This is a genomic window from Micromonospora sp. NPDC049274 (assembly GCF_040678875.1).
Taxonomy (GTDB): domain Bacteria; phylum Actinomycetota; class Actinomycetes; order Mycobacteriales; family Micromonosporaceae; genus Micromonospora.
Map to the genome: position 1 here is coordinate 218,046 of NZ_JBFAQS010000002.1, position 22,591 is coordinate 240,636.

Genomic DNA, 22,591 nt, shown 5'->3' on the forward strand with positions numbered 1-22,591 from the left:
CTCGCCCTGTCCCGGCGTGATCGGGCTGGCGCGTACCGTCAGCCTGCCTCGCGGCGGGCGCGGGCCCGGCGCTTGCCCTCGTGCATGGCCTGCACCCGGGCCACCGGGATGGTCCGGCCCTCCTCGACCAGGTCGGCGGGGAGCGACTGCGGCGCCGGCATCAGCGCGACCCACGGGTCGGCCCCGGCGACAAGTGGCGGCACCGTCCGGATGGTGAAGTCGGCAGGGGTCACCTCGGTCAGGTCGGACCAGTCGACCGGGAAGGACACCGGCATTCCGGGCCGCAGTCGCGGGCTGTACGCGGCCACGACCGTCGCACCGCCGGCCCGGGTGGCGTCGACAAAGACCTTCCCACCCCGGTCTTCCTTGATGTACGCCGTGGTGGCGAGCGCCGGGTCGAGCCGCTCGGCGCGGACGGCGAGCGCCCGGGTGGCGGCTGCCAACTCCTCGGCGGTGGGGTCACCGGCCACCGGGACGAAGACGTGCACGCCCTTGGCGCCGCTGGTCTTCACGGCCCCGGCGAGGCCGGCGTCGGCGAGTGCCTGCCGGACCAGCAGGGCGGCGGCGACGGCCGCGCGGAACCCGTCGCCCTCGGGCGGGTCCAGGTCGAGCACCAGGTGCGTCGGCCGGTGCAGGTCGGCCACCGTGGCCAGCGTCGGGTGGTACTCGACGGCCCGCTGGTTGGCGAACCAGAGCAGGGTGCGCCTGTCGTCGCAGAGGGCGTACGAGATCTCCCGGTGGGACGCCTCGGCCCAGACCGGCGCCCGGCGGACCCAGTCCGGGGTGTAGCGGGGCAGGTTCTTCTGCATGAACGGCGGCTGGCCGGGGCGGACCCGGATCACCGACAGCGGCCGGTCCCGCAACTGCCCGATGATCGGCTCCCGGACCGCGTCGAGGTAGTCGACCAGGTCGCGCTTGGTCACGTCGTCACTGTCGGACAGCGGCTGGTCCAGGTTGGTCAGGGCCACGCCGTCGCGGGTCTCGTCAGCCTCACTCACCCGATCACCCTCTCGGCCCCGGCGTCGTCGGTCAACCGGACGCGGCGCTTCGACACGGAACGATTCCGGGGCAGGGTGCCCAGCGCCACCAGCAACCCGGCGAGCACCAGGGCTGCGGCAACGGCGTACGCGACCCGGTACCCGCCGGCCAGCGCCACCACCTCGGCCCGACCGGCGGCCCGGAGGCCGTCGCTGCGGGCCGCGGCCAGGGTCGCCAGCGCGGCCAGGCCGACCGCCCCGCCGACCTGCTGGGTGGTGTTGGCCAGCCCGGACGCGAGCCCGGCGTCGCTGTCGGTCGCGCCGACCATGGCCAGCGTGGTGACCGACGGCAGGGTCAGGCCGCCGGCCACACCGAAGACCACAAGCGCGGGGAGTACGTCGCCGAGGTAGCCGCCGTCGGCGGGTAACCGGGTGAGCAGCAGGAAACCGATCGTCGCCAGGGCCAGTCCGGCCAGCAGCACGGCTCGGGCGCCCCAGCGGCCGATCAGTCGACCGGCCAGGCCGAGCGAGGTCACCGCGATCACCACCGGGGTGGGTAGGAACGCCCAGCCGGTGGCCGCCGCGTCCAGGCCGAGCACCAGTTGCAGCTCCACGGCGAGCAGGAACTGGAAGCCGAAGAACGCGGCGACCATGAGGAACTGCACGGCGTTCGCCGCCACCAGACCCGGGACGTGCAACATCCGGGCGGGCACCAGCGGGGTCGCCGCCATCCGTTGACGGAGGACGAACCCACCGAGCAGCAGCGCCGCGACGGCGACCGCGCCGAGGGTCCGCGGGCTGGTCCAGCCGTGCTCGCCGGTCCCCACGATGCCCAGCACGGCGGCCATCAGACCGGCGGTGACGAGCAGCGCGCCGGGCAGGTCCAGGCCGGCCCGCAGGCCGATCCCCCGTTTGGCGGGGAGCAGGCGGAGGGCCGCGAGCAGGACACCGGCCCCGATCGGCAGGTTGACCAGGAAGATCGCCCGCCAACCGGCCTCGTCGGTGAGCACCCCACCGACGACGGTGCCGATCGACGCGCCGGCCGCCCCGGTGAAGCTGAAGACGGCGATGGCGCGGGCCCGCTCGACCGGCTCGGGGTAGAGCCGGACGATCATGCCGAGGCTGACCGCCATGGCGAGCGCGCCGCCGACGCCCTGGCCGAACCGCGCGGCGACGAGCAGGGCGGGCCCGTTGGCCGCCGCGCAGGCCAGTGAGGCCAGTGTGAACAGGGCGACGCCAGCCAGGAAGACAGCCCGCCGGCCGAGCAGGTCGCCGAGCCGGCCGGCGAGCAGCAGCAGCCCGCCAAATGCCACCAGGTACGCGTTGACCACCCACGCGAGGCCGGCGGCGGTGAAGCCCAGGTCGCGTTGTACGGCCGGCAGCGCCACCGCCACCACTGCGCCGTCCAGAATGATCATCAGGCTGCCGGCGCAGAGCACGAGCAGGGCCGGCCAGCGGGCCGGGACGGTACGGTCCATCGCACGCCTCCTTGGTGCACGGTTTGTTACCGACGTCATCGTCTGTGACCATGAGCCGGAGCGGAAGGAGGCACTCTGATGTCCCAGAGGAACAGCGATGTGCCCGCGCCTGTCGACGCGGAGTTCACCTGCGCTACCGGGAACGTGCCGTTCACCCCCGGGCAGGCCCGGGCGTGCACCGTCCGCGAGGTGCTGGACCGGGTCGGCGGCAAGTGGAGCATCGGCATCCTGGTGGCCGCGTCGAACGGCCCGGTGCGCTTCACCGAGCTGGAGCGGCACATCGAGGGCATCAGCCGCCGGATGCTCACCCTGACCCTGCGCAACCTGGAGCGCGACGGCCTGCTGCACCGCACGGTCTATCCCACCGTCCCGCCGAAGGTGGAGTACACGGCCACACCGATGGCGCTGGAGCTGTACGAGTCGCTGGTGGCGCTGACCAGTTGGGCCGAACGGCACCGCCGGGCCATCGCCGAGGCGCGGAACAGGTACGACGCCGAGCACGCCGGCTAAACCAGGGGCACGTGTGGGGAACGCCACGGCGTTCGTCTGACCGATCGGTCAGGATCTGACCGATCGGTCAGGCATGCTGGTTTCCGGAGGTGGACCGGTGATGGCCAGAGCGGTGTCCGAGACGCACGGCGAGATTCTCGCCGCGGCGGCGCGACGGTTCGCGGTGACCGGCTACCGGGGCACCTCGTTGCAGGACATCGCCCGCGAGGTCGGCTGCTCCAAGGCCACCGTGCTCTACCACTTCGCCAACAAGGAAGCCCTGCTCGCCGAGCTGATGGCACCCGCGATCGGTGTGCTGCGCGACCTCGACGAGCAGCTCACCGGCCGGACCGGCGCGGCCGCCCAGGAGGTCGCCGCCCAGGGCTTCGTCGACCTAGCGGTCCGCTTCCGGCGGGAGATCGCGGTGCTGCGCGGCGAGTTCCCCGAGCTGCTGTGCCAACCGGCTTTCGCGCACATCCAGCAGATCTCCGACCGGCTGCGCGACGCGTTGGCCGGGCACTCCGACCGACCGGGCGCCCGGATCGCCGCGCTGGTGCTGCTCGCCGGCATCTCCGAGGCGTGCGCCGAGTTCGCCGACATCCCCGACGACGAGCTGCGCGCCGCCCTGCTCGCCCTCGTCCGGCGGGCCGTCGAACCCGTCGACGCACCCTGACCCATCCACCCACGACCGAGGACAAGGACTCCTGATGGCCACCCTGCTCTACCGGCTCGGCCGGGGCGCGTTGCGCCGGCGACGGCTCGTCGTCGCGCTCTGGCTCGTCGTACTCGTCGGCGCCGGTCTGGCCGCGGCGACGCTGCGCGGCCCGACGGCGAGCAACTTCACCATGCCCGGCACCGAGAGCCAGCGAGCGCTCGACCTGCTCGCCGAGCAGTTCCCCGCGGCCAGCGGCGCGACCGGCACCATCACCGTCAAGGCGCCCGCGAACGGCCAACTCGCCACCCCGCAGGGCCAGGCCGTGGTCCAAGAACTGGTCCAGCAGGCCGGGACGCTGCCCGGCGTGGTCGGAGCGGTCAACCCGCTCCAGGTCGGCGCGGTCTCCCCCGACGGCCGGTACGCGCTGATCCAGGTCCAGTTCGCCACCGGCGGCGACGAGGTGACCGACGAGCAGAAGGACGCGTACGAGCAGGTCGGCGCTGCGGCGAAGGCGCAGGGTTGGCAGGTCGCCCCGGGCGGCGAGGTGCTCGGCGGGGAGCCGGAGATCGGCTCGACCGAGGCGCTCGGCGTGCTGGTCGCCGCGATCGTCCTGATCATCACGTTCGGCTCGCTGGTGGCCGCCGGGATGACCATGCTCAACGCGCTGATCGGCGTGGGCGTCGGCATGGCCGGCCTGTTCGCGCTGAGCGGCGTCGTCCAGTTGACCAGCACGGCGCCGATCCTGGCGCTGATGCTCGGCCTCGCCGTCGGCATCGACTACTCGCTGTTCATCACCTCCCGGCACCGGCAGAACCTGCTCGACGGCCTGCCCCCGGACGAGGCCGTCGGCCGGGCCGTGGGCACCGCCGGTTCCGCAGTTGTCTTCGCGGGCGCCACAGTGGTCATCGCGCTCGCCGGGCTGGCCGTGGTGGACATCCCGTTCCTCACCGTGATGGGTCTCGCCGCCGCCGGCACCGTCACCGTGGCCGTGCTCGTCGCCATCACCCTTCAGCCGGCGCTGCTCGGCTTCGCCGGACGCCGGGTGCTCCCCCGCCGGCTGCGCGCCGTCCCCGCCGAAGGCACCGCCACCGACAACATCGCCACCGAGGACGACACGGACGTCACCGACCGGCCGGCCGCGACGACGACCACGACCGAGCAGAGCAACCGGTTCGGCTTCCGCTGGGCGCGCCTGGTCACCCGGTTCCGCGTACCTGTCATCCTGGTCGGCCTGCTCGGCCTGGGGCTGCTCGCGCTGCCCACGCCGGACATGCGGCTGGCCCTGCCGGGCGCCGCGACGGCGGCCGTCGGCTCACCCGCCCGGGTGGCGAACGACCTGACCGTCGAGGGCTTCGGCCCGGGCTTCACCGGCCGGCTCGCGGTCGTGGTCGCCGGTGACTCGCCGCAGGCCACCTCTGCCGCCGTACCGCAGGTCACCGCGCTGCTCCAGCGCACCGACAACGTCCTCGCGGTGGCACCGCCCCAGCTCAGCCCGGACGGCCGGACGGCGCTGCTCGGCGTGATCCCGAAGACCGGCCCGACCGACGCGGCCACCGAAACCCTGGTGCACGACATCCGCGGCTCGGTGAGCGGCATCCGCGACGCGGACGTGCTGCTCACCGGCGTCACCGCGATCGGCATCGACGTGTCCGAGAAGCTCTCCGACGCGCTGCCGGTCTACCTGCTGCTGGTGGTCGGGCTGTCGGTCCTGCTGCTGATGCTCGTGTTCCGCTCGCTGCTGGTGCCGGTCAAGGCCGCGCTGGGCTTCCTGCTCACCGTCGCGGCCACGTTCGGCATCACGGTGGCGGTGTTCCAGCAGGGGCACCTCGCCGACCTGGTCGGCCTGGACACGCCCGGCCCGCTGATCAGCTTCCTGCCGATCCTGCTCATCGGCATCCTGTTCGGGCTCGCCATGGACTACGAGGTGTTCCTGGTGTCCCGGATGCGGGAGGACTTCGTGCACGGCGCGACCGCCCGGCAGGCCACGATCAGCGGCATGGGACACGGCGCCCGCGTGGTCACCGCCGCCGCCCTGATCATGATGTCGGTGTTCGGGGGCTTCGTCTTCCTCGACGATCCGGTGATCAAGTCGATGGGCTTCGCGCTCGCCGTCGGCGTGGCCATCGACGCCTTCGTGGTCCGCATGACCATCGTCCCGGCAGTGATGTCCCTGCTCGGCGACCGCGCCTGGTGGCTGCCCCGCTGGCTCAACCGCGCCCTGCCGAACGTCGACATCGAGGGCGAGGGCCTGCGTACCCACCTGACGACCCAGACCCCCACCCGGGTCTGACCCGTTCCGACCACGGAGGGTGCGGCACCCGCTCGGGGGCCGCACCCTCCGGCATCGCTCACACGCCGGCCGGGTACGTCTCCATCTCACCGGGAACGGCGGGGACCGCCAGCGGATGCAGGGCCGTCGTCTCGTCACACCAGATGAGGGCGTCGTAGCGTTCCCCGAGCCGGGTCGGCACGTAGTTGCCCCAGGACTCGAAGGACGGGTCGTAGACCACCCCGATCGCCCGGTGGTCCGCGGGTTCGGTGACCCAGTCCGGCTGGTCGTCGCCGCCGAAGACGAGCACCGCCCGCTCCGGCATCAGCTCGTGCAACCGCCGTTCCACCGAGCCCTCCCGCGCCGGCGGCACCACCATCGCCTCGGAGGGCGAGCCCCACCGGGGAGCGGCGATCACCGTGCCCCGGTAGGTGCCGAACCCGATCAACGCCACCGCGTCGTCGCCGTGCCGCTCACGGGCCAACTGACCGATGTTGACCATCCCGTCGGCGGCCATGTCGGTGGCCCGCGCATCCCCCACGTGCGTGTTGTGCGCCCAGACGATCCCGCGGGCGTCCGGGCCGTAGCGCTCCAGCAGCCGGTCCAGGGTGTCCTGCATGTGGGTGTCGCGGATGTTCCACGAGTCCGGGCCGCCGGCCACCATCGCCCGGTAGTACCGCTCCGCGCCGGCCACCACCTCCGCGTTCTGCCAGGCCGAGAACCGGTCCGGGCCGTCCGACATGGCCTGTTCCCGGGTACGCGCCAGCAGCCGAACGACCTCCTCCTCGCAGCGCGCGGAGACGAACCGACTGGCCGCGCCGTACTCCTCGACCCGCTTGCCGTACGGCTCGAAGCACCGGTACGCGTCCTGCGCCGCCTCCAACGAGGTCGGGTCCTCCTCCCCCAGGTAGTCGAAGATCGCCTGCATCGACTCCCAGAGGCTGTAGACGTCGAGCCCGTGGAAACCGGCACGCCCGTCCTCCGGCCGTTCCAGGTTCCACGCCCGCAGCCAGCGGCAGAAGCGTGCCACCTCGGCGTTCGCCCACATCCAGGTCGGCCACCGCTCGAAGTGTTCCAACGCGGTCTGCGGATCGGGGGCCCCTCCCGGCGCGGCGGTGACCGAGCGGTGCACCCGGTCGCAGTCCGGCCAGTCGCCCTCCACGGCCACGAAGGAGAAGCCGCACTCCGCGATCAGCCGACGGGTGAGCTGCTCACGCAGCCGGTAGTAGTCGTAGCTGCCGTGGGTGGACTCGCCGATCATCACCACCCGGGCGTCCCGGACGCGCTCCAGCAACGGGTCGAAGTCGCTCGGCGCGCCGAGCCGCTGAACCAGCATGGCAGCGGCTACCCGGCGGCCGCGCCGGCAAACCGGCGGCGCGTCGCCCGCCGACACGCCGTGCGCGTGTACGGCTGCGGCCAACGGGTAGCCGACCGGCATGACCGTTCCCGGCGTGCAGTTGCAGGAGTACCTGGCCGGCCTCGACTACCCGGTCTCCCGCGAGGACCTCGTCCGTTGGGGGCAGGAGAACGGGGCCAGCACGGCCATGTTGCAGATGTTGCAGGCGTTGCCGGCCGAACAGTTCGAGTCGCCGGCCGAGTTGAGCGAGGCGCTCACCACCCTGGCCTGACCGGCCGGTCACCGCGCGTGCAGCAGCCGGAACAGCACCAGCCACTGCTCCGGCCACGTACCCCACCGCGGTGTCCGACGCGATGCGCGTCCCGCGCAGAGCGGCCGCGACCCGGGCCCCCTGCTTCACCGCTGCGTTGATCATGAAGTTATTGCCACGACACGCCGGGCGGGACGGCAATAACTTCATGATCAACAGGGTGGGTGGGTGGGTGGGGGGTTGGGGTGGGTTACGGGAGGGGGATTGTGCGGGATTCTGTTCGGGCGGTTTCGGCGGCGGCGAGGATCGTCACGACCTCGCGGCCGAAGCGGACGTCGCAGCGGTGGTCGCGGGTGCCGGTCCGCACCTGCTCGACGAGCTGGTCGATCGCGACACCGAACGCCGTGGCGGGGTCGTTCTCGCCGACCGGGACGGTCTCGATCCCGTTCTCGCCGTAGAACACGAACTCCCGGGCCATCGCCTCGCTCGGGGCGTCCAGGGACAGTGAGGCGGTGCTGGTGGCACCGCCGTCGTGGGTGAGCAGCAGGTGCACCATCCCGCTCGGCCCGTCCATCGCCGCCACCCGGGTCACCCGGCCCAGCACCGGCAGGAGAATGGAGAGCGCGTGCGGGGCGATGTCCCAGAGCGCACCGTGCTCGCGACGCCAGAGGGAGCCGCCGTACGGGCTGCCCTCCTGGAAGATCGACGCGAACGCCGTGGTGCGGCCGTGCTGCCAGCCACCGGCGGCGGCGGTGGCGGCGAGGAACGCGGTCACGTTCGGCTGGAAGCGCTGGGTGAAGAACACGACAGACGCGACCCCGGACGCCTCGGTGGCGGCGACCACGCGGTCGGCGTCCTCGACGGTCAGTGCCAGCGGCTTGTCCAGCAGCAGGTGACGGCCGGCGGTGGCGGCACGGACCGCGATGTCGGCCTGAACGTCCGGCGGCAGCGCGACAGCGATCGCCTCGCACTGCTCGATCAGCGCGTCGACATCGGCGTAGGCGGGCACCCCGTACCGCTCGGCCAGCGCCGAGGCCCGCTCCGGGTTGCGCCCCCACACGCCTACCAGTTCCGCTTCCGGGTGTGCGTGCAGTGCCTTACCGTGCGTCTCGATCGCCCAGTGACCGGTGCCGAACAAGCCGAACCGCAGCACGTGTACCTCCGCCGTTTCCCCGCACCGTGGCGACGCCACGGACGTGATCCACGCTAGTCGCCCCAGCAGGGGCACAAGCGGCGGGTCGCCCAACCGGAGCAGTTCATGTCCGGTGCCACCGGGCGTGACCGGGGTCCGGTCGATGCCTGTAGAGCTGCCTCAGATGTGGGGCGGCGCCGCCACCTGCCGCGCACACTGTGGCCACCGGCTGCATGATCGACTCGACTTCCTTGACTCCGGGGCATCCGCAGGCCATCGACACCGCGCCTTACAGGAAACTGAGTCGATCATGGCGTCTCCCGCCGCTGCCCCACTCGTGGGGCAGCTCTACAGCGAGCGGCCGACACCCTGCCGACCGCCCGCGTCCGGTGGCGGCGAGGCAGGTCAACCGGGTACTACGACGGTTAGTAGACTGTGCCGGTGACCGAGGCAACGACCGGCTGGGGCCGATGACGAGCGCGGCGGCCGACTCGCCTGTGGACGGGCTCCTCGCGACGGCGTCGATAGTGCTGTCGCTGCTCGTCGCCGTGTGGGCGCTGGTCGCGGCGGTACGCCAACGGCCACCGGACCGGGTGCAGTTCACCGGCCTTGCCGTACTCGAACTGGCACTGCTCGCGTTGGGGGTGCTGGCTCTGGTCGCGGTCGGTGGCGGGGACCGGCCGGGCGAGCCCGGCGCGTTCTACGGCTACCTCGTCACGCTGGTCTGCCTGCCGCCGCTGGCGTGGGTGCTGGCCCGGATGGAGCCGACCCGCTGGGGGTCGGCGATCGTCTGCGCGGTCTGCCTGGTCGCGCCGGTCGTGGTGGTCCGGCTGCAGCAGACCTGGGAGGTCCTCGGTGGTTGAGACACAACCGGCCCGACGCGCCACGAACGCCGGTCCGGGTCGGCTGCTGATCGCGGTCTACCTGCTCTTCGCCATCGCGGCGACCAGTCGGGCAGGTCTGCAGATCGCCACCAAGTTCGACGAGGCCCCGGTCGCGTACCTGCTCTCCGCTCTGGCCGCGCTCATCTACATCGTGGCCGCGATCGGCCTGGCCCGTGCCGGGCACACCGGCCGACGGGTGGCGCTGGCCTGCTGCTCGGTGGAGTTGGTCGGGGTCGTCGCGGTCGGCATCCTCAGCGTGGTCGACAAGGACCTGTTCCCCGACGAGACGGTGTGGTCGCAGTTCGGCAGCGGGTACGGCTACATCCCGCTGGTGCTGCCGGTGCTCGGCCTGTATTGGCTCTGGCGCACCCGCCGCGACCCGGCCTGACCCGAACCACCGGCAGCCGAGGTAGGGCACACCCCACCTGCGGCCTTCCCGCTCACTGGCTGTCATCCAGACAGGCCACTTCCTAGGGTCACAGGAGAGTCGTCGAACGCTTCTCCTTGCCTGTTCCGGAGGTGGTCACGTGCATCCTTCCATCGAAGACCCGCCCGTCGAGAACCCCGCGTCCGGGACGCTCTCCCGGATCATCGACGTTGACGCTCTGCGAGCCGTGGCGCTGCTTCTCATCCTGATCGTCAACATCGCCTTCTTCGCCTCCGGCTACGCCTTCCAGCTGGTTCCGGATCCCGCACAGGACTCGTGGGGCGACCGGACGGTCCTGTGGCTGGTCGAGCTCCTCTTCACGATGAAGGCGTACCTGCTCTTCTCCTTTCTGTTCGGCTACAGCTTCACGCTCCAACTCGATTCCGCCGCACGGCGGGGCGTCGACTTCGCCCCACGGTTCCGGCGACGACTGGCCGGGCTCTTCGTGCTTGGCATCCTGCACGCGGTGCTGCTGTTCCAGGGCGACATCCTGACCACGTACGCATTGCTCGGTCTGGTCCTGCTCGCCATGCGACGAGTCGCAGTCGGGACCGCCCTGCGCACCGCCGTGCTGGTGACCGGCGGGATCGGCTTCGTCCTCGCGCTCGCCGCCGTCGGCGGGGTCCAGTTGGTCACCGATCCGGCGACGGCACTCGCGGCGGGGCAGCGGTCCACCGAGGCGCTACAGGGTGGCCTCGGCTCGGTGATCGCCGAGCACGTACGCCAACTGCCGGCGATGGTCGGCGCGTTGATCGTGCAGGGGCCGCTCGCCTTCTCGGCGTTCCTCTTCGGTTACGCGGCCGGGCGGCGTCGGCTGCTCACCACAGTCGTCGAGAACCGGCAGTTCCTGCGCCGGGTGCAGCACGTTGGCTATCCGGTCGGCCTGGCCGGCGCGGTGATCTTCGCCTCGGGCGGGGGCACCGCCAACCTGACCGGGCTGACCGCGGGCGTGCTCACCGCGCCACTGCTCGCGGCGGCGTACGCGGCCAGCCTGCTCCAGTTCTTCCAGACCGACCGGGGGCGGCGGGTGGTCGCCGTACTCGCGCCGGCCGGACGGATGTCCCTGTCGAACTACCTGGGCCAGTCGCTGCTCTGCGTGCTTGTCTTCACAGGTGTCGGTCTGGGGCTCGCCGGCTCCGTGGCACCTGCGTTCGTGGTCCTCATCGCGGTCGCGATCTACTGTGTGCAGCTCGCCGTCAGCGCGGCGTGGATGGCCCGGTTCCGGTACGGGCCGATGGAGTGGCTGTTGCGGGCCTGGACCGAGCAGCGGTGGCCACGGCTGACGAGGGCGCTTCCTCGGTGAGCAAGCGCCCTCGTCGGACGGCCGGGTCAGGCCCGTGGGCCGCCGGCGACGTAGATGACCTGGCCGGAGACGAATCCGGCCCCCTCGCTGGCCAGGAACGAGATGGTGTGCGCGACGTCCTCCGGGCGCCCGGGGCGGCGTACCGGGATCTCGGCGGCGGCGTGCTTCTGGAGGTCCTCGAAGTCGACCTTCATGCGGGCGGCGGTGGCCGCGGTCATGTCGGTGACGATGAAGCCCGGCGCGACCGCGTTGACCGTCACCCCGAACGGCCCCAGCTCGATGGCGAGCGTCTTGGTGAAGCCCTGCAGGCCCGCCTTGGCCGTCGCGTAGTTCGCCTGACCCCGGTTGCCCAGCGCGGACGTGCTGGAGAGGTTGACGATCCGGCCCCACTTGCGGTCCACCATGTGCTTCTGCGTGGCCTGGCTGAACAGGAACGCGCCGCGCAGGTGCACTCCCATGACCGTGTCCCAGTCGGCGTTGGTCATCTTGAACAGCAGGTTGTCGCGGAGCACGCCGGCGTTGTTGACAAGCACGGTGGGCGCGCCAAGGTCGGCGGCGACACGGGCCACCGCCGCCTCGACCTGGTCGCGGTCGGAGACGTCGGCGCCCACACCGAGCGCACGGCCGCCGGCGCCGACGATGGCGTCCACCGTCTCCTTGGTGGCGGCCTCCTCGATGTCGACCACGGCCACGGCCATCCCGTCGGCGGCCAGCCGTCGGGCGGTGGCCGCGCCGATGCCGCGTGCGGCTCCGGTGACGATGGCGACGCGGGACTCCTCCGACATGATTACCTCCCGGTAACGTGGGGTCGATCGGAGGAGCTTAACGTCAGAACCCCCGACCCCGGCATAGGCGAATCCACCGGTATCCGTGCCCGGAGACCTTCACCGCGCCGAGCTTGCCCAACTCGCCGTAGCCACGGTCGGTGAGCACGTCGATCGGCAGGTCGGCCTCCGGTTCGAGGCTGCTCAGGTCCACCTCGACGTCGTCGGTGCCCAGGTTGTGCACGAAGACCATCGTCCCGGTCGGCCCGTCCGCGCGGTGTGCCAGCACTCCGGGCGGCACCGCCACGTCGATGTGGGTGGTCGAGCCGGAGCCGATCTCAGGGGCCTCCCGCAGGGTCCGGATCATGCGCTCGAACCAGGCGAGCAGCGACTTCGGGTTGCCGCGCTGGGCGGTGACGTTGACGGTCTGGTAGCCGAACTCACCCTTGTCGAGCACCGGGCGGACCAGCTTCTCCGGGTCCGCGGTGGAGAAGCCGGCGTTCGGCTTGTACGACCACTGCATGGGCGTACGGATCGCCTCCCGACCGGGCAGCGACAGGTCCTCGCCCATCCCGATCTCCTCGCCGTAGCGCAGCACCGGCGTGCCGCGCAGCGAGAACTGCAGGGCGTACGCCAGTTCGATGCGCCGCCTGTCGTTGCCGAGCATCGGGGCGAGCCGGCGACGGATGCCCCGGTCGTAGATCCGCATGTTCTCGTCCGGGCCGAACTCCGCGTACACCTGGTTGCGCTGTTCGGTGGTCAACCGGGACAGGTCGATCTCGTCGTGGTTGCGCAGGAAGGTGGCCCACTGCCCGCCGACGGGGAGCTTCGGGGTGTCGCGCAACGCCTCGATCAGCGACTCCGGGTCCTGCCGGGCCAGGGCGAGCATGAGCCGGCCGTTGAGCATGAAGTCGAAGAGCATGTGGATGCGGTTGCCGGAGCCGCTGGTGTCGCCGAAGAACGTGGGCAGTTGGTCCGGTTCGACGTTCGCCTCGGCCAGCAGGACGGCGTCGCCGCGCCGCCACTGCACGTGCTGGCGCATCTCGGTGAGGAACTCGAAGTCCTTAGGCGAGTCCGGGTTGCCCGGCTCGGTCAGCTCGATGATGAACGGCACGGCGTCCATGCGGAAACCGGAGACCCCGAGCTGGAGCCAGAACGACATGATCTTCTTGACCTCGGCGCGGACCTGCGGGTTGGCGAAGTTGAGGTCCGGCTGGAACTTGTAGAACCGGTGGTAGAACCACGCCTTGGCCGTCCGGTCGTAGCTCCACGTCTCCTTCTGCTCCCCGGGGAAGACCATGCCCTGGTGCCTGTCGTCGGGCTCGGTGTCGGACCAGACGAACCAGTCGCGGTACGGCGAGTCCGGCGACGAGCGGGCGGACTGGAACCACGGGTGCTCGTCGGAGGTGTGGTTGACCACCAGGTCGATGATCACGCGGATGCCCCGGTTCTGCGCCTGGTGCAGCAGCTCGGCGAAGTCGCCGAGGGTGCCGAAGCGCGGGTCCACGTTGTAGAAGTCGGTGACGTCGTAGCCGTCGTCGCGGTTGGGTGACGGGTGGATCGGGTGCAGCCACAGGCAGGTCACGCCCAGCCGGGCCAGATAGTCCAGTCGACCGATCAGCCCGCGAATGTCACCGATCCCGTCGCCGTCGGAGTCGGCGTACGTGTCGATGTCGAGGCAGTAGACGACGGCTTCGGAATACCAACGGTCACCCATGCCGGAGGAACATCTCCGGTCGATCACCACGGCAAACCCGGGCGGCGGGGCCCGGCGCGGTTGGTTAACGTGCCGGTCATGGAGATCGACCTCGTACCGCCGAGCGAACCGCTGGACTGGGCCCGGGGCGCGTGGTTGCACCCGCCGGTCCGCGCCGAGGAGGGTCCGGCCGGTGAGCTGGTCGTCGAGGCCGGGGCGGAGACCGACTTCTGGCGGCGGACCAGCTACGGCTTCGTCCACGACAACGGGCCGGCCCTGCTGGCGCCGCTGCCGGTGGGCGCCGCCATGGAGGTGAGCTTCACCCTCGACTTCTCGGAGCAGTTCGACCAGGCAGGTGTGCTGGTCCGGGTGGACGAGGGGACGTGGGTCAAGGCGGGCGTCGAGGTGAGCGACGGCGAGGCCCAGCTCGGCGCGGTGGCGACCCGGGAGTTCTCCGACTGGTCGGTGTCCCCGGTCCCGGGCTGGGCCGGCCAGGAGGTGACCGTGCGGGTCAGCCGGGCCGGCGACGCGCTGACCGTACGGGCCCGGGTCGCGGACGCGGCCTGGCGGCTGGTCCGCCTCGCACCGTTGGATCCGGCGGCCGAGGCCATGGCCGGTCCGTTCTGCTGCGCGCCGACGCGCGCCGGCCTCACCGTGGCGTTCACCGGCTGGCGGCAGGGCCCGGCCGACACCGCGCTGCACCCGGAGGGCTGACCCGCCCCTGCGCCTGGAGGGCTGACCCGCCCGGCGTGGCACGGCTCACGCGCAGGTGTGCGTCGCCGGCCGCTGGGTATGACCATCCGATCCCCGGTAGCCGGCTCGGAAGGACGACCAATGGCGTACGCCCAGACTGGTGACCCGTCCGAGTTCACCGGCCTGACCGGGTGGGTGGCGGCGGTGATCGAGGCGATGGGCCCGGTCGGGGTGGCGCTGCTTGTCGCGTTGGAGAGCATCGTCCCGCCGATCCCCAGCGAGATCGTGCTGGCGCTGGCCGGCTTCCTGTCCCACGAGGGCAAGTTCAACGTCGTCGTCGTGGTGCTGGCCGCGACGGTCGGCTCGCTGGTCGGCGCGCTGGTGCTCTACTGGCTCGGCGCGGCCCTCGGGGAGGAACGGCTCAAGCGCTGGCTGGACCGGATCCCGCTGGTGGACCGCGACGACCTGGAGAGGGCCGACCGCTGGTTCGAGCGGCACGGCCGGTGGGCGGTGCTGATCGGCCGGGTGGTGCCGGTTGTCCGCAGCCTGGTCTCCGTCCCGGCCGGGGCCAACCGGATGCCGCTGGGCGAGTTCGTCCTGCTCACCACGATCGGCAGCGGCGTGTGGAACGCCCTCATCGTCGGGGCCGGTTACGCGCTGGGCAGCCGCTGGCAGGACGTGGCCCGCTACAGCGACTGGTTCAACTACGCGATCGGCCTGGTCTTCGTCGTGATGGTGGTCGGCTGGGTGATCCGCAAGATCCGCCGCCGTCGCGAGCGCGACGACCGGCGGTCGGTGACCGCCGGTCGCTGATCCGCGTTCCACTCGGCCGGGCAGCGCCACGGGTCAGCCGGGCGACGCGACGGGCTGCTGGGGACGGCGCAGCACCGCCTGCTCCAGCGCCGACCAGGCCGTCGTCGTCACCAGGTAGATCACCGCCGCGAGCGGCAGCACCAGCGCCACCAGCACTGTCGTGAACGGCAGCAGGGGCAGCAGCCGGCCGAGCGTGGCGGCGCCCGGCCCCTCGGTGGGCGTACCGGCGACCGTGCCGACCGCCGCCTGCGCCCGGCGTGCCCGCCGCGACGACCACCAGGCCAGCACCAGCAGCAGGCCCAGCAGGACGACGAAGAGCGGTCCGGCCGCGCCGGCCAACCCGTCGCTCACGTGATGGCCCAGCGGCACCCCGGCCAGCCGCTCGCCCAGCAGTCCGGTGCCGCCCTCGTCGGTGGCGAACAGCCGGTACAGCACCAGCAGGAACGGCGCCTGGAGCAGCAACGGCAGGCAGCCGGCGATCGGGTTCGCGCCGGCCGAGCGGTAGAGCGCGAACACCTCGCGCTGGAGTGTCGCCGGGTCGTCGGCGTACCGCTGCTGGAGATCGCGCACCTGGGGGGCGAGCGCCGCGCGGCGTCGTTCCCCGCGGACCTGCGCGACGGTCAGCGGCGCGATGAGCAACCGGACGGCGATGGTGAGCAGCACGATGGCGGCGACTGTCGCCGTGCCACCGGCCAACGGTTCGAGCAGATCGGTGAGCCAGGACAACGCGGTGCCGGCGGCGCCGACGACGCTGTGCAGTGGTGCGAAGGCGAGCATGGGAAACCCCTCGGTCCGATTCCGGTGGGTCCTCCCCCGGCGGCGGCCGCCGGCACGGAGGACCGGTGACTGTGGGATCGGCCGCGCGACGGTGTGGCGCTACGCGGCCGAGGGGCGTCCCGGTGCGCGGGGGCGAGGTCGGCCGGCGGCGTCCGGGTCGATCTGACGGGGAACCCGGCGACCTCGGGCGCGGGCACGCAGCCCGGCCCACCGTCGCGCGACGCCCGGTGCTCCCGGCTGACCGGGCACGTGCGCGGCGAGCAGCGCGGCGAACAGGACCAGGGCGGTCAGGGCGGCCCCCGCCAGCACGTCGGCAGGGCGGTCCGCGAGCATGGTGAGCTGGGCGAACGCGGACATCCACGCGACCCAGAGGAAACTCAGCGGCACCGGCACGGGCTCAGCATAGGACCCACTGTCACACCGTCCGGTCGAATCGCGATCGCCCCGGCGGCCGGCCCGTGCCGCACCACGCGCCAGTTGTGGCGCGACACGCGCGGGCGGCGCGCCGTTCCACGTTTCCGGGCGTTGCCACTGTGGGTAACCAAGCGGCCGACCGACGCGGACGGACCGCGACAGGCAGAAACGGACGGTGGTGTCGCGATGACGGGCCAGCTGGCGGAGGCACCCAGCGGGACGACCGCGGGAACCGATGCGCTCACCGTGGGTGTCGAGGAGGAGTTCCTGCTCGTCGACCCGCACACCGGCGCTGCGGTGCCCGCCGTCGACCTGGTCCTTGAGCAGGTGCCGGCGGAGCTGCGCGGCCAGGTCGAGCGCGAGTTCCAGACCAGCCAGATCGAGATCGGCACTCCGCCCGGGTTGGAGCTGTCCTCGATCCGGCACTCCCTCGGCGTACTGCGTGGGGCTCTGAGCGACGCGGCCGAGCGGGCCGGCGTACGGCTGCTGGCCATCGGCACCGGCCCGGTGGACGGCCCGGTGCCTCCGGTGGTGGACAAGCCCCGTTTCGACCGGATGATCGAACGGTTCCGGCTGCTCGTTCCCGGCCCCGGCAACAACGGCATGCACGTGCACGTGGGCATTCCCGATCCGGAGACCGGCGTGCAGGTGCTCAACCACGTCCGGCCGTGGCTGCCGATGCTGCACGCCATCACCACCAACTCGCCGTTCTCCCGCGGCGAGGACACCGGCTACGCGAGCTGGCGCTCGGTGGAGTGGGAGCGTTGGCCGTCGGTGGCGCCGACGCCCTGGTTGGAGTCGCACGAGCACTACCAGCGGCTGATCCGTCAGTTGATCTCCAGCGGGGTAATGCTCGACGAGGGAATGCTCTACTGGTACGCCCGGCTGTCGGCGAAGTACCCGACCGTGGAGCTGCGCATCGGCGACGTCTGCCCGACGGTGGACGACGCGGTGCTTGTCGCCGCGCTGGTCCGGGCCCTCGTGGCCACCGCCATCGCGGACGTCGAGGCCGACCGGCCGGCCCTGCGGACCGACCACCACCTGCTGGTCGGCGCGCACTGGCGGGCCGCCCACGACGGCCTGGAGGGCGACGGCGTCGACGTCACCACAGGCGAGCTGCGCCCGGCCTGGGAGCTGCTGGACGGGTTCGTGGAGCGGCTGCGGCCGGCGCTGGAGCAGCACGGCGACTGGGCGGAGGTGTCCGACCTGCTGGGCGGGCTGCGCCGCCACGGCACCGGCGCGGCCCGGCAGCGTGCCGTGTACGCCCGTACCGGACGGCTCGTCGACGTGGTGCAGGACGTGGCGCGACAGACCCGCGGCTGAACACACCCGTGACAGGATGATCCCGTGGCGCAACGACTGATCGTCATCGGCGGGGACGCCGCCGGCATGTCGGCGGCGTCCCAGGCGCGACGCCGTCGCGGCAGTGCCGACCTGGAAATCGTGGTCTTCGAGCGGGGTCACTTCACCTCGTACTCGTCGTGCGGCATCCCGTACTGGATCAGCGGGATGGTGTCCGGCCCCGAGGAGTTGATCGCGCGGACGCCGGAGACGTTCCGCACGCAGTACGCCATGGACGTGCGGATGCGGCACGAGGTGACGGCCATCGACCTGGAACGCCGCGAGGTCGTCGCCCGGGACCTGGAGGGCGGCGGCGAGGTCCGCGAGCGTTTCGACGACCTGGTGTACGCCGCTGGCGCGGTACCTGTGCAGCCACCGTGGGCGGACACCGACGCGGGCGGCGTGTTCGGGATGCAGACCCTCGACGACGGCGCGGCCCTGCGCGCCTGGCTGGACGCCGAGCCGCAGCCGCGCCGGGCCGTGGTAGTCGGTGGCGGGTACATCGGCGTCGAGATGGCCGAGGCGCTGATCGAGCGTGGCCTCGCGGTCACCCTGGTCGAGGCGGGCCAGCAGCCCATGGCGACGGTGGACGGCGACATGGCCGAACTGGTCGCCGAGGCCATGCGCGGCCTCGGCGTCACGATCCGCACCAGCCTCCCGGTGACCGGCCTGGAGCAGCGGGACGGCCGGGTGTCCGCGGTCGTCACGGCCGAGGGGCCGATGCCCACCGACGTCGTGGTCCTGGGCCTGGGCGTACGCCCGAACACCGCGCTCGCCAAGGCTGCCGGATTTCCGATCGGGCCGACGGGTGGCATCCGGGTGGACCGCCGGCTGCGGGTGCCGGGCCTGCCCGGGGTCTGGGCGGCGGGCGACTGCGTGGAGACGCTGCACCGGGTCAGCGGAATGCCTGTGCACGTGCCGCTGGGCACGCACGCCAACAAGCAGGGCCGCGCGGCCGGCATCAACATCGGCGGTGGGTACGCGACCTTCCCGGGCGTGATCGGCACGGCGGTGACCAAGGTCTGCGACCTGGAGGTGGGTCGCACGGGCCTGCGCGAGCGGGAGGCCGAGGCGGCCGGCTTCGAGTTCGTCTCGGTGGTCGCCGAGTCGACCAACCGGGCCGGCTACTACCCGGGCGCGCGGCAGATGACCGTCAAGCTGATCGCCGAGCGACCCAGCGGCCGGCTGCTCGGCGCGCAGATCGTCGGCTGGTCCGAGGCGGCCAAACGGATCGACACGTTGGCCGTGGCGCTGTGGAACGGCATGACGGTGGATGACATGACCGCGCTCGACCTGGGCTACGCTCCGCCGTACGCGCCGGTCTGGGATCCGGTGCTGATCGCCGCCCGAAAGGCGGTCGACGCGCTCGCCGCTCTCGACCGTTGACCCGCGCCCGCCGTGGAGGACCACCCCGTGACCCAGACTCCGACCAGGTCGACCGCGCGCCGACGTCCGACAATGGTCGATGTCGCCCGGCACGCCGGAGTCAGCCTGAAGACGGTCTCCCGGGTCGTCAACGACGAGCCGGTGGGGCAGGAGTTGCTCGGTCGGGTGCTGGCCGCCATCGCCGAGCTGGGTTTCCGGCGCAACGACATCGCGCGCAACCTGCGCTCGCGGCAGCTCAACGCCACCGTCGGGCTGCTGATCGAGGAGATCGCCAACCCGTTCTACGCCACCATCGCGAGCGTCGCCGCCGAGATCGCCGCCGCCCACGGCACCATGTTGATCACCGCCTCCTCCGAGGAGGACCCGGAGCGGGAACGCGCCGTCCTCCAGGACTTCACCCAGCGCCGGGTCGACGGGCTGCTGGTGGTGCCCGCCGGTCCCGACCACTCGTTCCTGCGCCGCGAGGTCGAGCTGGGCATGCCTGTGGTCTTCCTGGACCGGCCGCCGCAGGGGTTGCTCGCGGACGCCGTGCTGCTGGACAACCGAGGTGGCGGCCGAGCCGGGGTCGCCGCACTGCTCGACGAGGGGCACCGGCGGGTGGGTCTCCTGCTCGGCGCGCCGAGCGTCTCGACCATGCGTGAACGGCTGGTCGGCGCGCGAGCCGCGCTGGCGGCGACCGGGGTCGAACCGGACGACTCGCTGATCCGCGACCGCCTGATCGCTCCCGAGGACGCCGGCCGGGCGGTCGCCGCGCTGCTCGACCTTCCGGATCCGCCCACCGCGTTCTTCTGCGGCAACAACCGGCTCACCGTCGGCGCCCTCGCCGAGCTGCACCGCCGGGGCAGCGACGCGGCGTTGGTCGGCTTCGACGACTTCGAGCTGGCCCACCTGATGCCCCGGCCGTTGCGGGTCGTCGGGTACGACACACGGGAGCTGGCCCGGGTCGCGACCGAGCGCCTGTTCCACCGCATCGCCGGCGACGACTCCCCGCCGTCGACAACGGTGCTCCCCACCCGACTCCTCCGCCGGGGCCTGAACCCGCCACCCCCCGCCTGACCCCCGGCCCCGGGGCGGCTCAGGTGGTGTGGAGGAGTGCGTCGACCTCCGCCTTTCGGGGCGGGTCCGCGCCCCGGTGGGCGCAGGTCAGCGCGGCCACCGTCGCGGCCTGGCGCAGCACCGCGCTCCACTGCTGCTCGGTCACCGTGGCGAGCCGGTCGGCCGGCCGGTCACCGAGCGCGTCGACGTCGGCCAGCGCGGCCAGCAGGCCACCTGTGAACGAGTCGCCGGCGCCGACGGTGTCGACCACCGTGGTGCGTACCGCCGGTTGTTCGTGCAGTGCGCCGTTCGGGGCGAGCAGCAACGCGCCCTCGCCGCCCCGGGTGACCACCGCGCAGGACACCCCGACCTCGCGCCACTCGGCCAGCACGTCGCCCACCGAGCGATCGGGGTAGAGCCAGGCCAGGTCCTCGTCGCTGGCCTTGACCAGGTGCGCGAGGCGGACCTGCCGGCGTACCCGCTGCTGCTCCGCGGCCCGGTCGGTGACGATGCTCGGGCGCAGGTTGAGGTCGATCGAGATGGTCAGCCCGTCGCGGTCGCGTTCGCGGGAGAGCAGGCCCTCCAGCACGTGCACGCCGGGCGCGAGGGCGAGCGCGAGCGATCCGGTGTGCAGGGCCGTCGCCGACGATCCGGCCAGGTCGGGCAGCTCCTGCGGGGTCCACTGCCAGTCCGCCGTGCCGTCGAGCCGGAACTCGTAGCTCGCCTGGCCGGTGGCGTCCAGGGTGGCCACCGCCACCGAGGTGGGCTCCTCGGCGTGGACCGCCCACCGCAGGTCCACCCGGTTGGCCGCCAGGTGCTCGGCGATCTGCCGGCCGTACTCGTCGGGGCCGAGCCGGGCCAGTAGCCGCACCGGCTGGTCGAGCCGCGCCAGGGTGACCGCCACGTTCGCCGGGGAGCCACCCGGCACCGCCCGCTGCCCGTCGAGGGTGACCACCAGGTCGATGAGAGCCTCGCCGGCGACCACGATCATGCGGTCACCGTGCCCGGGGCGAGCGGGCCGGGGCCACCGAGCCCGTCGGCCGAGCGGGACAGCAGCACCGCCTGGTACGCGTGGTAGACGTCCGGTCGGCCGTGCCAGACCGTGTCGGCGGGCAGGTTCCGCGCGTCCAACTCGTGCCGCCAGCCGGTGCCGTCGATCAGGTAGCGGCGCGCGTACGCCCAGAAGACCCGGTACCAGTCGGCGTAGACCGCGTCCCCGGTGCGGCGGTGCAGGGTGATCGCCGCGCCGATGGCCTCGGCCAGCACCCAGTGCATCCGGGAGCGCACCACCGGCCGGTCGTCCCAGTCGATCGTGTAGACGAAGCCGTCTGCGCCGTCGACAGCCCAGCCGCGCCGCACGGCGGCGGCGAACAGGGTACGGGCGTCGGCGAGCAGCCAGTCCGGTGGCTGCGGCAGGACCGCCTCCAACTCCAGCAGCAGTCGGGCCCACTCCAGCCAGTGGCCCATCGTCGACCCGTACGGCCGGAACGGGTCGGCGGGCTGGTCCCGGTTGTAGTCGAGCAGGGGCGTCCAGTCGGCGGTGAAGTGCTCGGGCAGTCGCCAGTCGTGCCGGGCGGCCTCGGTGTGCACCAGGTGGGTGGCGATCCGCAGGGCACGGTCGGTCCAGCTCGCGTCGCCGGTGGCGGCGGCAGCGGCGAGGAACGCCTCGACCATGTGCATGCTGCTGTTCGCGCCTCGGTAGTCCTCGGTGACAGTCCAGTCCCGGTTCCACGATTCGCGGACCGCGCCCACCTCGTCGTCCCAGAACCGGTCCCGCACCACGCTCAGCACGTCGGCGAGCAGGCGGTCGGCGCCGGGTCGCCCGGCCCGAGTGGCGCTGGACGCGGCGAGCAGCACGAACGCGTGGTCGTACCCGGCCTTGCGGTCGTCGGTGGGCGTGCCCTGCTGGTCCACTCCGCCGAACCAGCCGCCGTACCTGTCGTCGCGCAGCAGCGTGCTGAGCGCGGCGACTCCGTGGTCGACGAGGGCGGCGGCATCCGGGTCGCCGCCGGAGTGGGCGAGCGCGGCCACGTGGGTCATCCGGCAGGTGATCCAGGTGTGGAGAGGCTCGCCACGGTCCGGGGTGCGGTCGTCGGTGAGCCACCAGAACCCACCCTCGGGCCGGACCGCGCGGCGGGCCGTGTCGAGCAGCGTGTGGGCCTGGTCGGTGAGGAACCCGGCCAGGTCGGGCAGGTCGGGTGACCCTGCGGGAGCGGGGGTCGTGGCGGCGTCGGGTTGGGGCACGTCGGTCATCTCAGCTGGTCACCGTCGGATAGGAATGGGGACATACGGCCAGAATCGGCGGACGGACCGGGTTCGCGTCGGGAAACCCGCCAACGGGACACCGTAACCGGCCGGTCGCACCGGATGAGAGCAAGAGGATCATGTGTACGATTCATCCCTTCTTGCCCGTTGACATCGTTGTCAGGCTTCAACCCTGCTCCGACTACC

At 72.3% G+C, this 22,591-nt stretch carries 21 protein-coding genes and 1 pseudogene; 12 read left to right on the forward strand and 10 right to left on the reverse strand.

Annotated features, from left to right (window positions below; translation table 11 throughout):
* Positions 1–38 precede the first annotated feature (38 nt).
* Together AB0K10_RS04525 and AB0K10_RS04530 are read right to left on the reverse strand one after the other, a co-directional pair.
* Complete coding sequence (locus tag AB0K10_RS04525) at positions 39–998, reverse strand: ATP-dependent DNA ligase (protein WP_363679930.1); 960 nt, start codon at positions 996–998, stop codon at positions 39–41.
* Positions 995–2,455 (reverse strand): MFS transporter, encoded by a 1,461-nt coding sequence (locus AB0K10_RS04530; protein ID WP_363679932.1) that lies wholly within the window; start codon positions 2,453–2,455, stop codon positions 995–997. The genes AB0K10_RS04525 and AB0K10_RS04530 overlap by 4 nt, the downstream gene beginning before the upstream one ends.
* Positions 2,456–2,530: 75 nt before the next feature.
* Between AB0K10_RS04530 and AB0K10_RS04535 the strand changes: the two genes are divergently transcribed.
* The 3 genes from AB0K10_RS04535 to AB0K10_RS04545 all read left to right on the forward strand — a co-directional run bounded on the left by AB0K10_RS04535 (position 2,531) and on the right by AB0K10_RS04545 (position 5,889).
* Positions 2,531–2,965 (forward strand): helix-turn-helix domain-containing protein, encoded by a 435-nt coding sequence (locus AB0K10_RS04535; RefSeq protein ID WP_363680498.1) that lies wholly within the window; start codon positions 2,531–2,533, stop codon positions 2,963–2,965.
* 100 nt (positions 2,966–3,065) lie between these two features.
* Complete coding sequence (locus AB0K10_RS04540) at positions 3,066–3,617, forward strand: helix-turn-helix domain-containing protein (protein WP_363679934.1); 552 nt, start codon at positions 3,066–3,068, stop codon at positions 3,615–3,617.
* 34 nt (positions 3,618–3,651) lie between these two features.
* Entirely contained in the window at positions 3,652–5,889 is a 2,238-nt protein-coding gene (locus tag AB0K10_RS04545) for an MMPL family transporter (protein WP_363679936.1), read from the forward strand.
* A gap of 58 nt (positions 5,890–5,947) precedes the next feature.
* On the opposite strand, the gene AB0K10_RS04550 is transcribed toward AB0K10_RS04545, so the two are convergent.
* On the reverse strand, positions 5,948–7,204 hold the full coding sequence (locus tag AB0K10_RS04550; RefSeq protein WP_363679938.1) for an erythromycin esterase family protein: 1,257 nt from the start codon (positions 7,202–7,204) through the stop codon (positions 5,948–5,950).
* Positions 7,205–7,304: 100 nt separating this feature from the next.
* On the opposite strand from AB0K10_RS04550, the gene AB0K10_RS04555 reads away from it, so the two are divergent.
* Positions 7,305–7,496 carry a DUF2795 domain-containing protein gene (locus AB0K10_RS04555; protein ID WP_363679940.1) on the forward strand — a complete coding sequence of 64 codons (192 nt, stop codon included), beginning with the start codon at positions 7,305–7,307 and terminating at the stop codon, positions 7,494–7,496.
* 229 nt (positions 7,497–7,725) lie between these two features.
* On the opposite strand, the gene AB0K10_RS04560 is transcribed toward AB0K10_RS04555, so the two are convergent.
* Positions 7,726–8,628, reverse strand: a complete 903-nt coding sequence (locus AB0K10_RS04560; RefSeq protein WP_363679942.1) for a Gfo/Idh/MocA family oxidoreductase — start codon at positions 8,626–8,628, stop codon at positions 7,726–7,728.
* Positions 8,629–9,042: 414 nt separating this feature from the next.
* On the opposite strand from AB0K10_RS04560, the pseudogene AB0K10_RS04565 reads away from it, so the two are divergent.
* The 3 genes and pseudogenes from AB0K10_RS04565 (at position 9,043) to AB0K10_RS04575 (ending at position 11,221) form a co-directional block, all read left to right on the forward strand.
* Positions 9,043–9,470 (forward strand): annotated as a pseudogene (locus AB0K10_RS04565) (hypothetical protein).
* Entirely contained in the window at positions 9,463–9,879 is a 417-nt protein-coding gene (locus AB0K10_RS04570) for a hypothetical protein (protein ID WP_363679944.1), read from the forward strand. The pseudogene AB0K10_RS04565 and the gene AB0K10_RS04570 overlap by 8 nt, the downstream one beginning before the upstream one ends.
* Positions 9,880–10,018: 139 nt before the next feature.
* Positions 10,019–11,221: a DUF418 domain-containing protein gene (locus AB0K10_RS04575; RefSeq protein ID WP_363679946.1), complete on the forward strand. Its 1,203-nt coding sequence runs from the start codon at positions 10,019–10,021 to the stop codon at positions 11,219–11,221.
* Between the two features lie 26 nt (positions 11,222–11,247).
* Here the strand turns inward: AB0K10_RS04575 and fabG are convergent, their stop codons facing one another.
* Both fabG and AB0K10_RS04585 read right to left on the reverse strand, forming a co-directional pair.
* On the reverse strand, positions 11,248–12,006 hold the full coding sequence (fabG, locus tag AB0K10_RS04580) for a 3-oxoacyl-ACP reductase FabG (RefSeq protein WP_363679948.1): 759 nt from the start codon (positions 12,004–12,006) through the stop codon (positions 11,248–11,250).
* A gap of 43 nt (positions 12,007–12,049) precedes the next feature.
* Positions 12,050–13,702 (reverse strand): alpha-amylase family protein, encoded by a 1,653-nt coding sequence (locus AB0K10_RS04585; protein ID WP_363679950.1) that lies wholly within the window; start codon positions 13,700–13,702, stop codon positions 12,050–12,052.
* 78 nt (positions 13,703–13,780) lie between these two features.
* On the opposite strand from AB0K10_RS04585, the gene AB0K10_RS04590 reads away from it, so the two are divergent.
* Both AB0K10_RS04590 and AB0K10_RS04595 read left to right on the forward strand, forming a co-directional pair.
* Positions 13,781–14,395 carry a DUF1349 domain-containing protein gene (locus AB0K10_RS04590; protein ID WP_363679952.1) on the forward strand — a complete coding sequence of 205 codons (615 nt, stop codon included), beginning with the start codon at positions 13,781–13,783 and terminating at the stop codon, positions 14,393–14,395.
* Positions 14,396–14,515: 120 nt separating this feature from the next.
* Positions 14,516–15,187, forward strand: coding sequence for a DedA family protein (locus tag AB0K10_RS04595; RefSeq protein WP_358142347.1), 672 nt, complete (start codon positions 14,516–14,518; stop codon positions 15,185–15,187).
* A gap of 33 nt (positions 15,188–15,220) precedes the next feature.
* On the opposite strand, the gene yidC is transcribed toward AB0K10_RS04595, so the two are convergent.
* Both yidC and AB0K10_RS04605 read right to left on the reverse strand, forming a co-directional pair.
* Positions 15,221–15,964, reverse strand: a complete 744-nt coding sequence (gene yidC, locus AB0K10_RS04600; RefSeq protein WP_363679954.1) for a membrane protein insertase YidC — start codon at positions 15,962–15,964, stop codon at positions 15,221–15,223.
* Between the two features lie 99 nt (positions 15,965–16,063).
* On the reverse strand, positions 16,064–16,357 hold the full coding sequence (locus AB0K10_RS04605) for a DUF6412 domain-containing protein (protein ID WP_363679956.1): 294 nt from the start codon (positions 16,355–16,357) through the stop codon (positions 16,064–16,066).
* A gap of 207 nt (positions 16,358–16,564) precedes the next feature.
* On the opposite strand from AB0K10_RS04605, the gene AB0K10_RS04610 reads away from it, so the two are divergent.
* From AB0K10_RS04610 to AB0K10_RS04620, 3 genes are all read left to right on the forward strand, one after another.
* The gene (locus AB0K10_RS04610; protein ID WP_363679958.1) at positions 16,565–17,701 is read left to right on the forward strand and encodes a glutamate--cysteine ligase; all 1,137 of its coding nucleotides are present in this window, start codon (positions 16,565–16,567) and stop codon (positions 17,699–17,701) included.
* A 24-nt stretch (positions 17,702–17,725) separates the two neighbouring features.
* On the forward strand, positions 17,726–19,105 hold the full coding sequence (locus AB0K10_RS04615; RefSeq protein ID WP_363679960.1) for an FAD-dependent oxidoreductase: 1,380 nt from the start codon (positions 17,726–17,728) through the stop codon (positions 19,103–19,105).
* Positions 19,106–19,177: 72 nt separating this feature from the next.
* The gene (locus AB0K10_RS04620) at positions 19,178–20,161 is read left to right on the forward strand and encodes a LacI family DNA-binding transcriptional regulator (RefSeq protein ID WP_363680500.1); all 984 of its coding nucleotides are present in this window, start codon (positions 19,178–19,180) and stop codon (positions 20,159–20,161) included.
* 19 nt (positions 20,162–20,180) lie between these two features.
* Here AB0K10_RS04620 and AB0K10_RS04625 read toward each other — a convergent pair whose 3' ends face one another.
* Both AB0K10_RS04625 and AB0K10_RS04630 read right to left on the reverse strand, forming a co-directional pair.
* The gene (locus AB0K10_RS04625; RefSeq protein ID WP_363679962.1) at positions 20,181–21,131 is read right to left on the reverse strand and encodes a carbohydrate kinase; all 951 of its coding nucleotides are present in this window, start codon (positions 21,129–21,131) and stop codon (positions 20,181–20,183) included.
* On the reverse strand, positions 21,128–22,393 hold the full coding sequence (locus AB0K10_RS04630; RefSeq protein ID WP_363679964.1) for an AGE family epimerase/isomerase: 1,266 nt from the start codon (positions 22,391–22,393) through the stop codon (positions 21,128–21,130). Before AB0K10_RS04630 ends, AB0K10_RS04625 begins: the two co-directional genes overlap by 4 nt.
* Positions 22,394–22,591 lie beyond the last annotated feature (198 nt).

What these genes read in the sequence shown, in the direction of transcription:
- AB0K10_RS04555 (WP_363679940.1), top strand. Translation starts at nt 7,305, where the DNA reads ATGACCGTTCCCGGCGTGCAGTTGCAGGAGTACCTGGCCGGCCTCGAC.
- fabG (WP_363679948.1), bottom strand. Translation starts at nt 12,006, where the DNA reads ATGTCGGAGGAGTCCCGCGTCGCCATCGTCACCGGAGCCGCACGCGGC.
- AB0K10_RS04620 (WP_363680500.1), top strand. Translation starts at nt 19,178, where the DNA reads ATGGTCGATGTCGCCCGGCACGCCGGAGTCAGCCTGAAGACGGTCTCC.
- AB0K10_RS04585 (WP_363679950.1), bottom strand. Translation starts at nt 13,702, where the DNA reads ATGGGTGACCGTTGGTATTCCGAAGCCGTCGTCTACTGCCTCGACATC.
- AB0K10_RS04545 (WP_363679936.1), top strand. Translation starts at nt 3,652, where the DNA reads ATGGCCACCCTGCTCTACCGGCTCGGCCGGGGCGCGTTGCGCCGGCGA.
- AB0K10_RS04625 (WP_363679962.1), bottom strand. Translation starts at nt 21,131, where the DNA reads ATGATCGTGGTCGCCGGCGAGGCTCTCATCGACCTGGTGGTCACCCTC.
- AB0K10_RS04630 (WP_363679964.1), bottom strand. Translation starts at nt 22,393, where the DNA reads ATGACCGACGTGCCCCAACCCGACGCCGCCACGACCCCCGCTCCCGCA.
- AB0K10_RS04530 (WP_363679932.1), bottom strand. Translation starts at nt 2,455, where the DNA reads ATGGACCGTACCGTCCCGGCCCGCTGGCCGGCCCTGCTCGTGCTCTGC.
- AB0K10_RS04595 (WP_358142347.1), top strand. Translation starts at nt 14,516, where the DNA reads ATGGCGTACGCCCAGACTGGTGACCCGTCCGAGTTCACCGGCCTGACC.
- AB0K10_RS04590 (WP_363679952.1), top strand. Translation starts at nt 13,781, where the DNA reads ATGGAGATCGACCTCGTACCGCCGAGCGAACCGCTGGACTGGGCCCGG.
- AB0K10_RS04610 (WP_363679958.1), top strand. Translation starts at nt 16,565, where the DNA reads ATGACGGGCCAGCTGGCGGAGGCACCCAGCGGGACGACCGCGGGAACC.
- AB0K10_RS04550 (WP_363679938.1), bottom strand. Translation starts at nt 7,204, where the DNA reads ATGCTGGTTCAGCGGCTCGGCGCGCCGAGCGACTTCGACCCGTTGCTG.
- yidC (WP_363679954.1), bottom strand. Translation starts at nt 15,964, where the DNA reads ATGCTCGCCTTCGCACCACTGCACAGCGTCGTCGGCGCCGCCGGCACC.
- AB0K10_RS04540 (WP_363679934.1), top strand. Translation starts at nt 3,066, where the DNA reads ATGGCCAGAGCGGTGTCCGAGACGCACGGCGAGATTCTCGCCGCGGCG.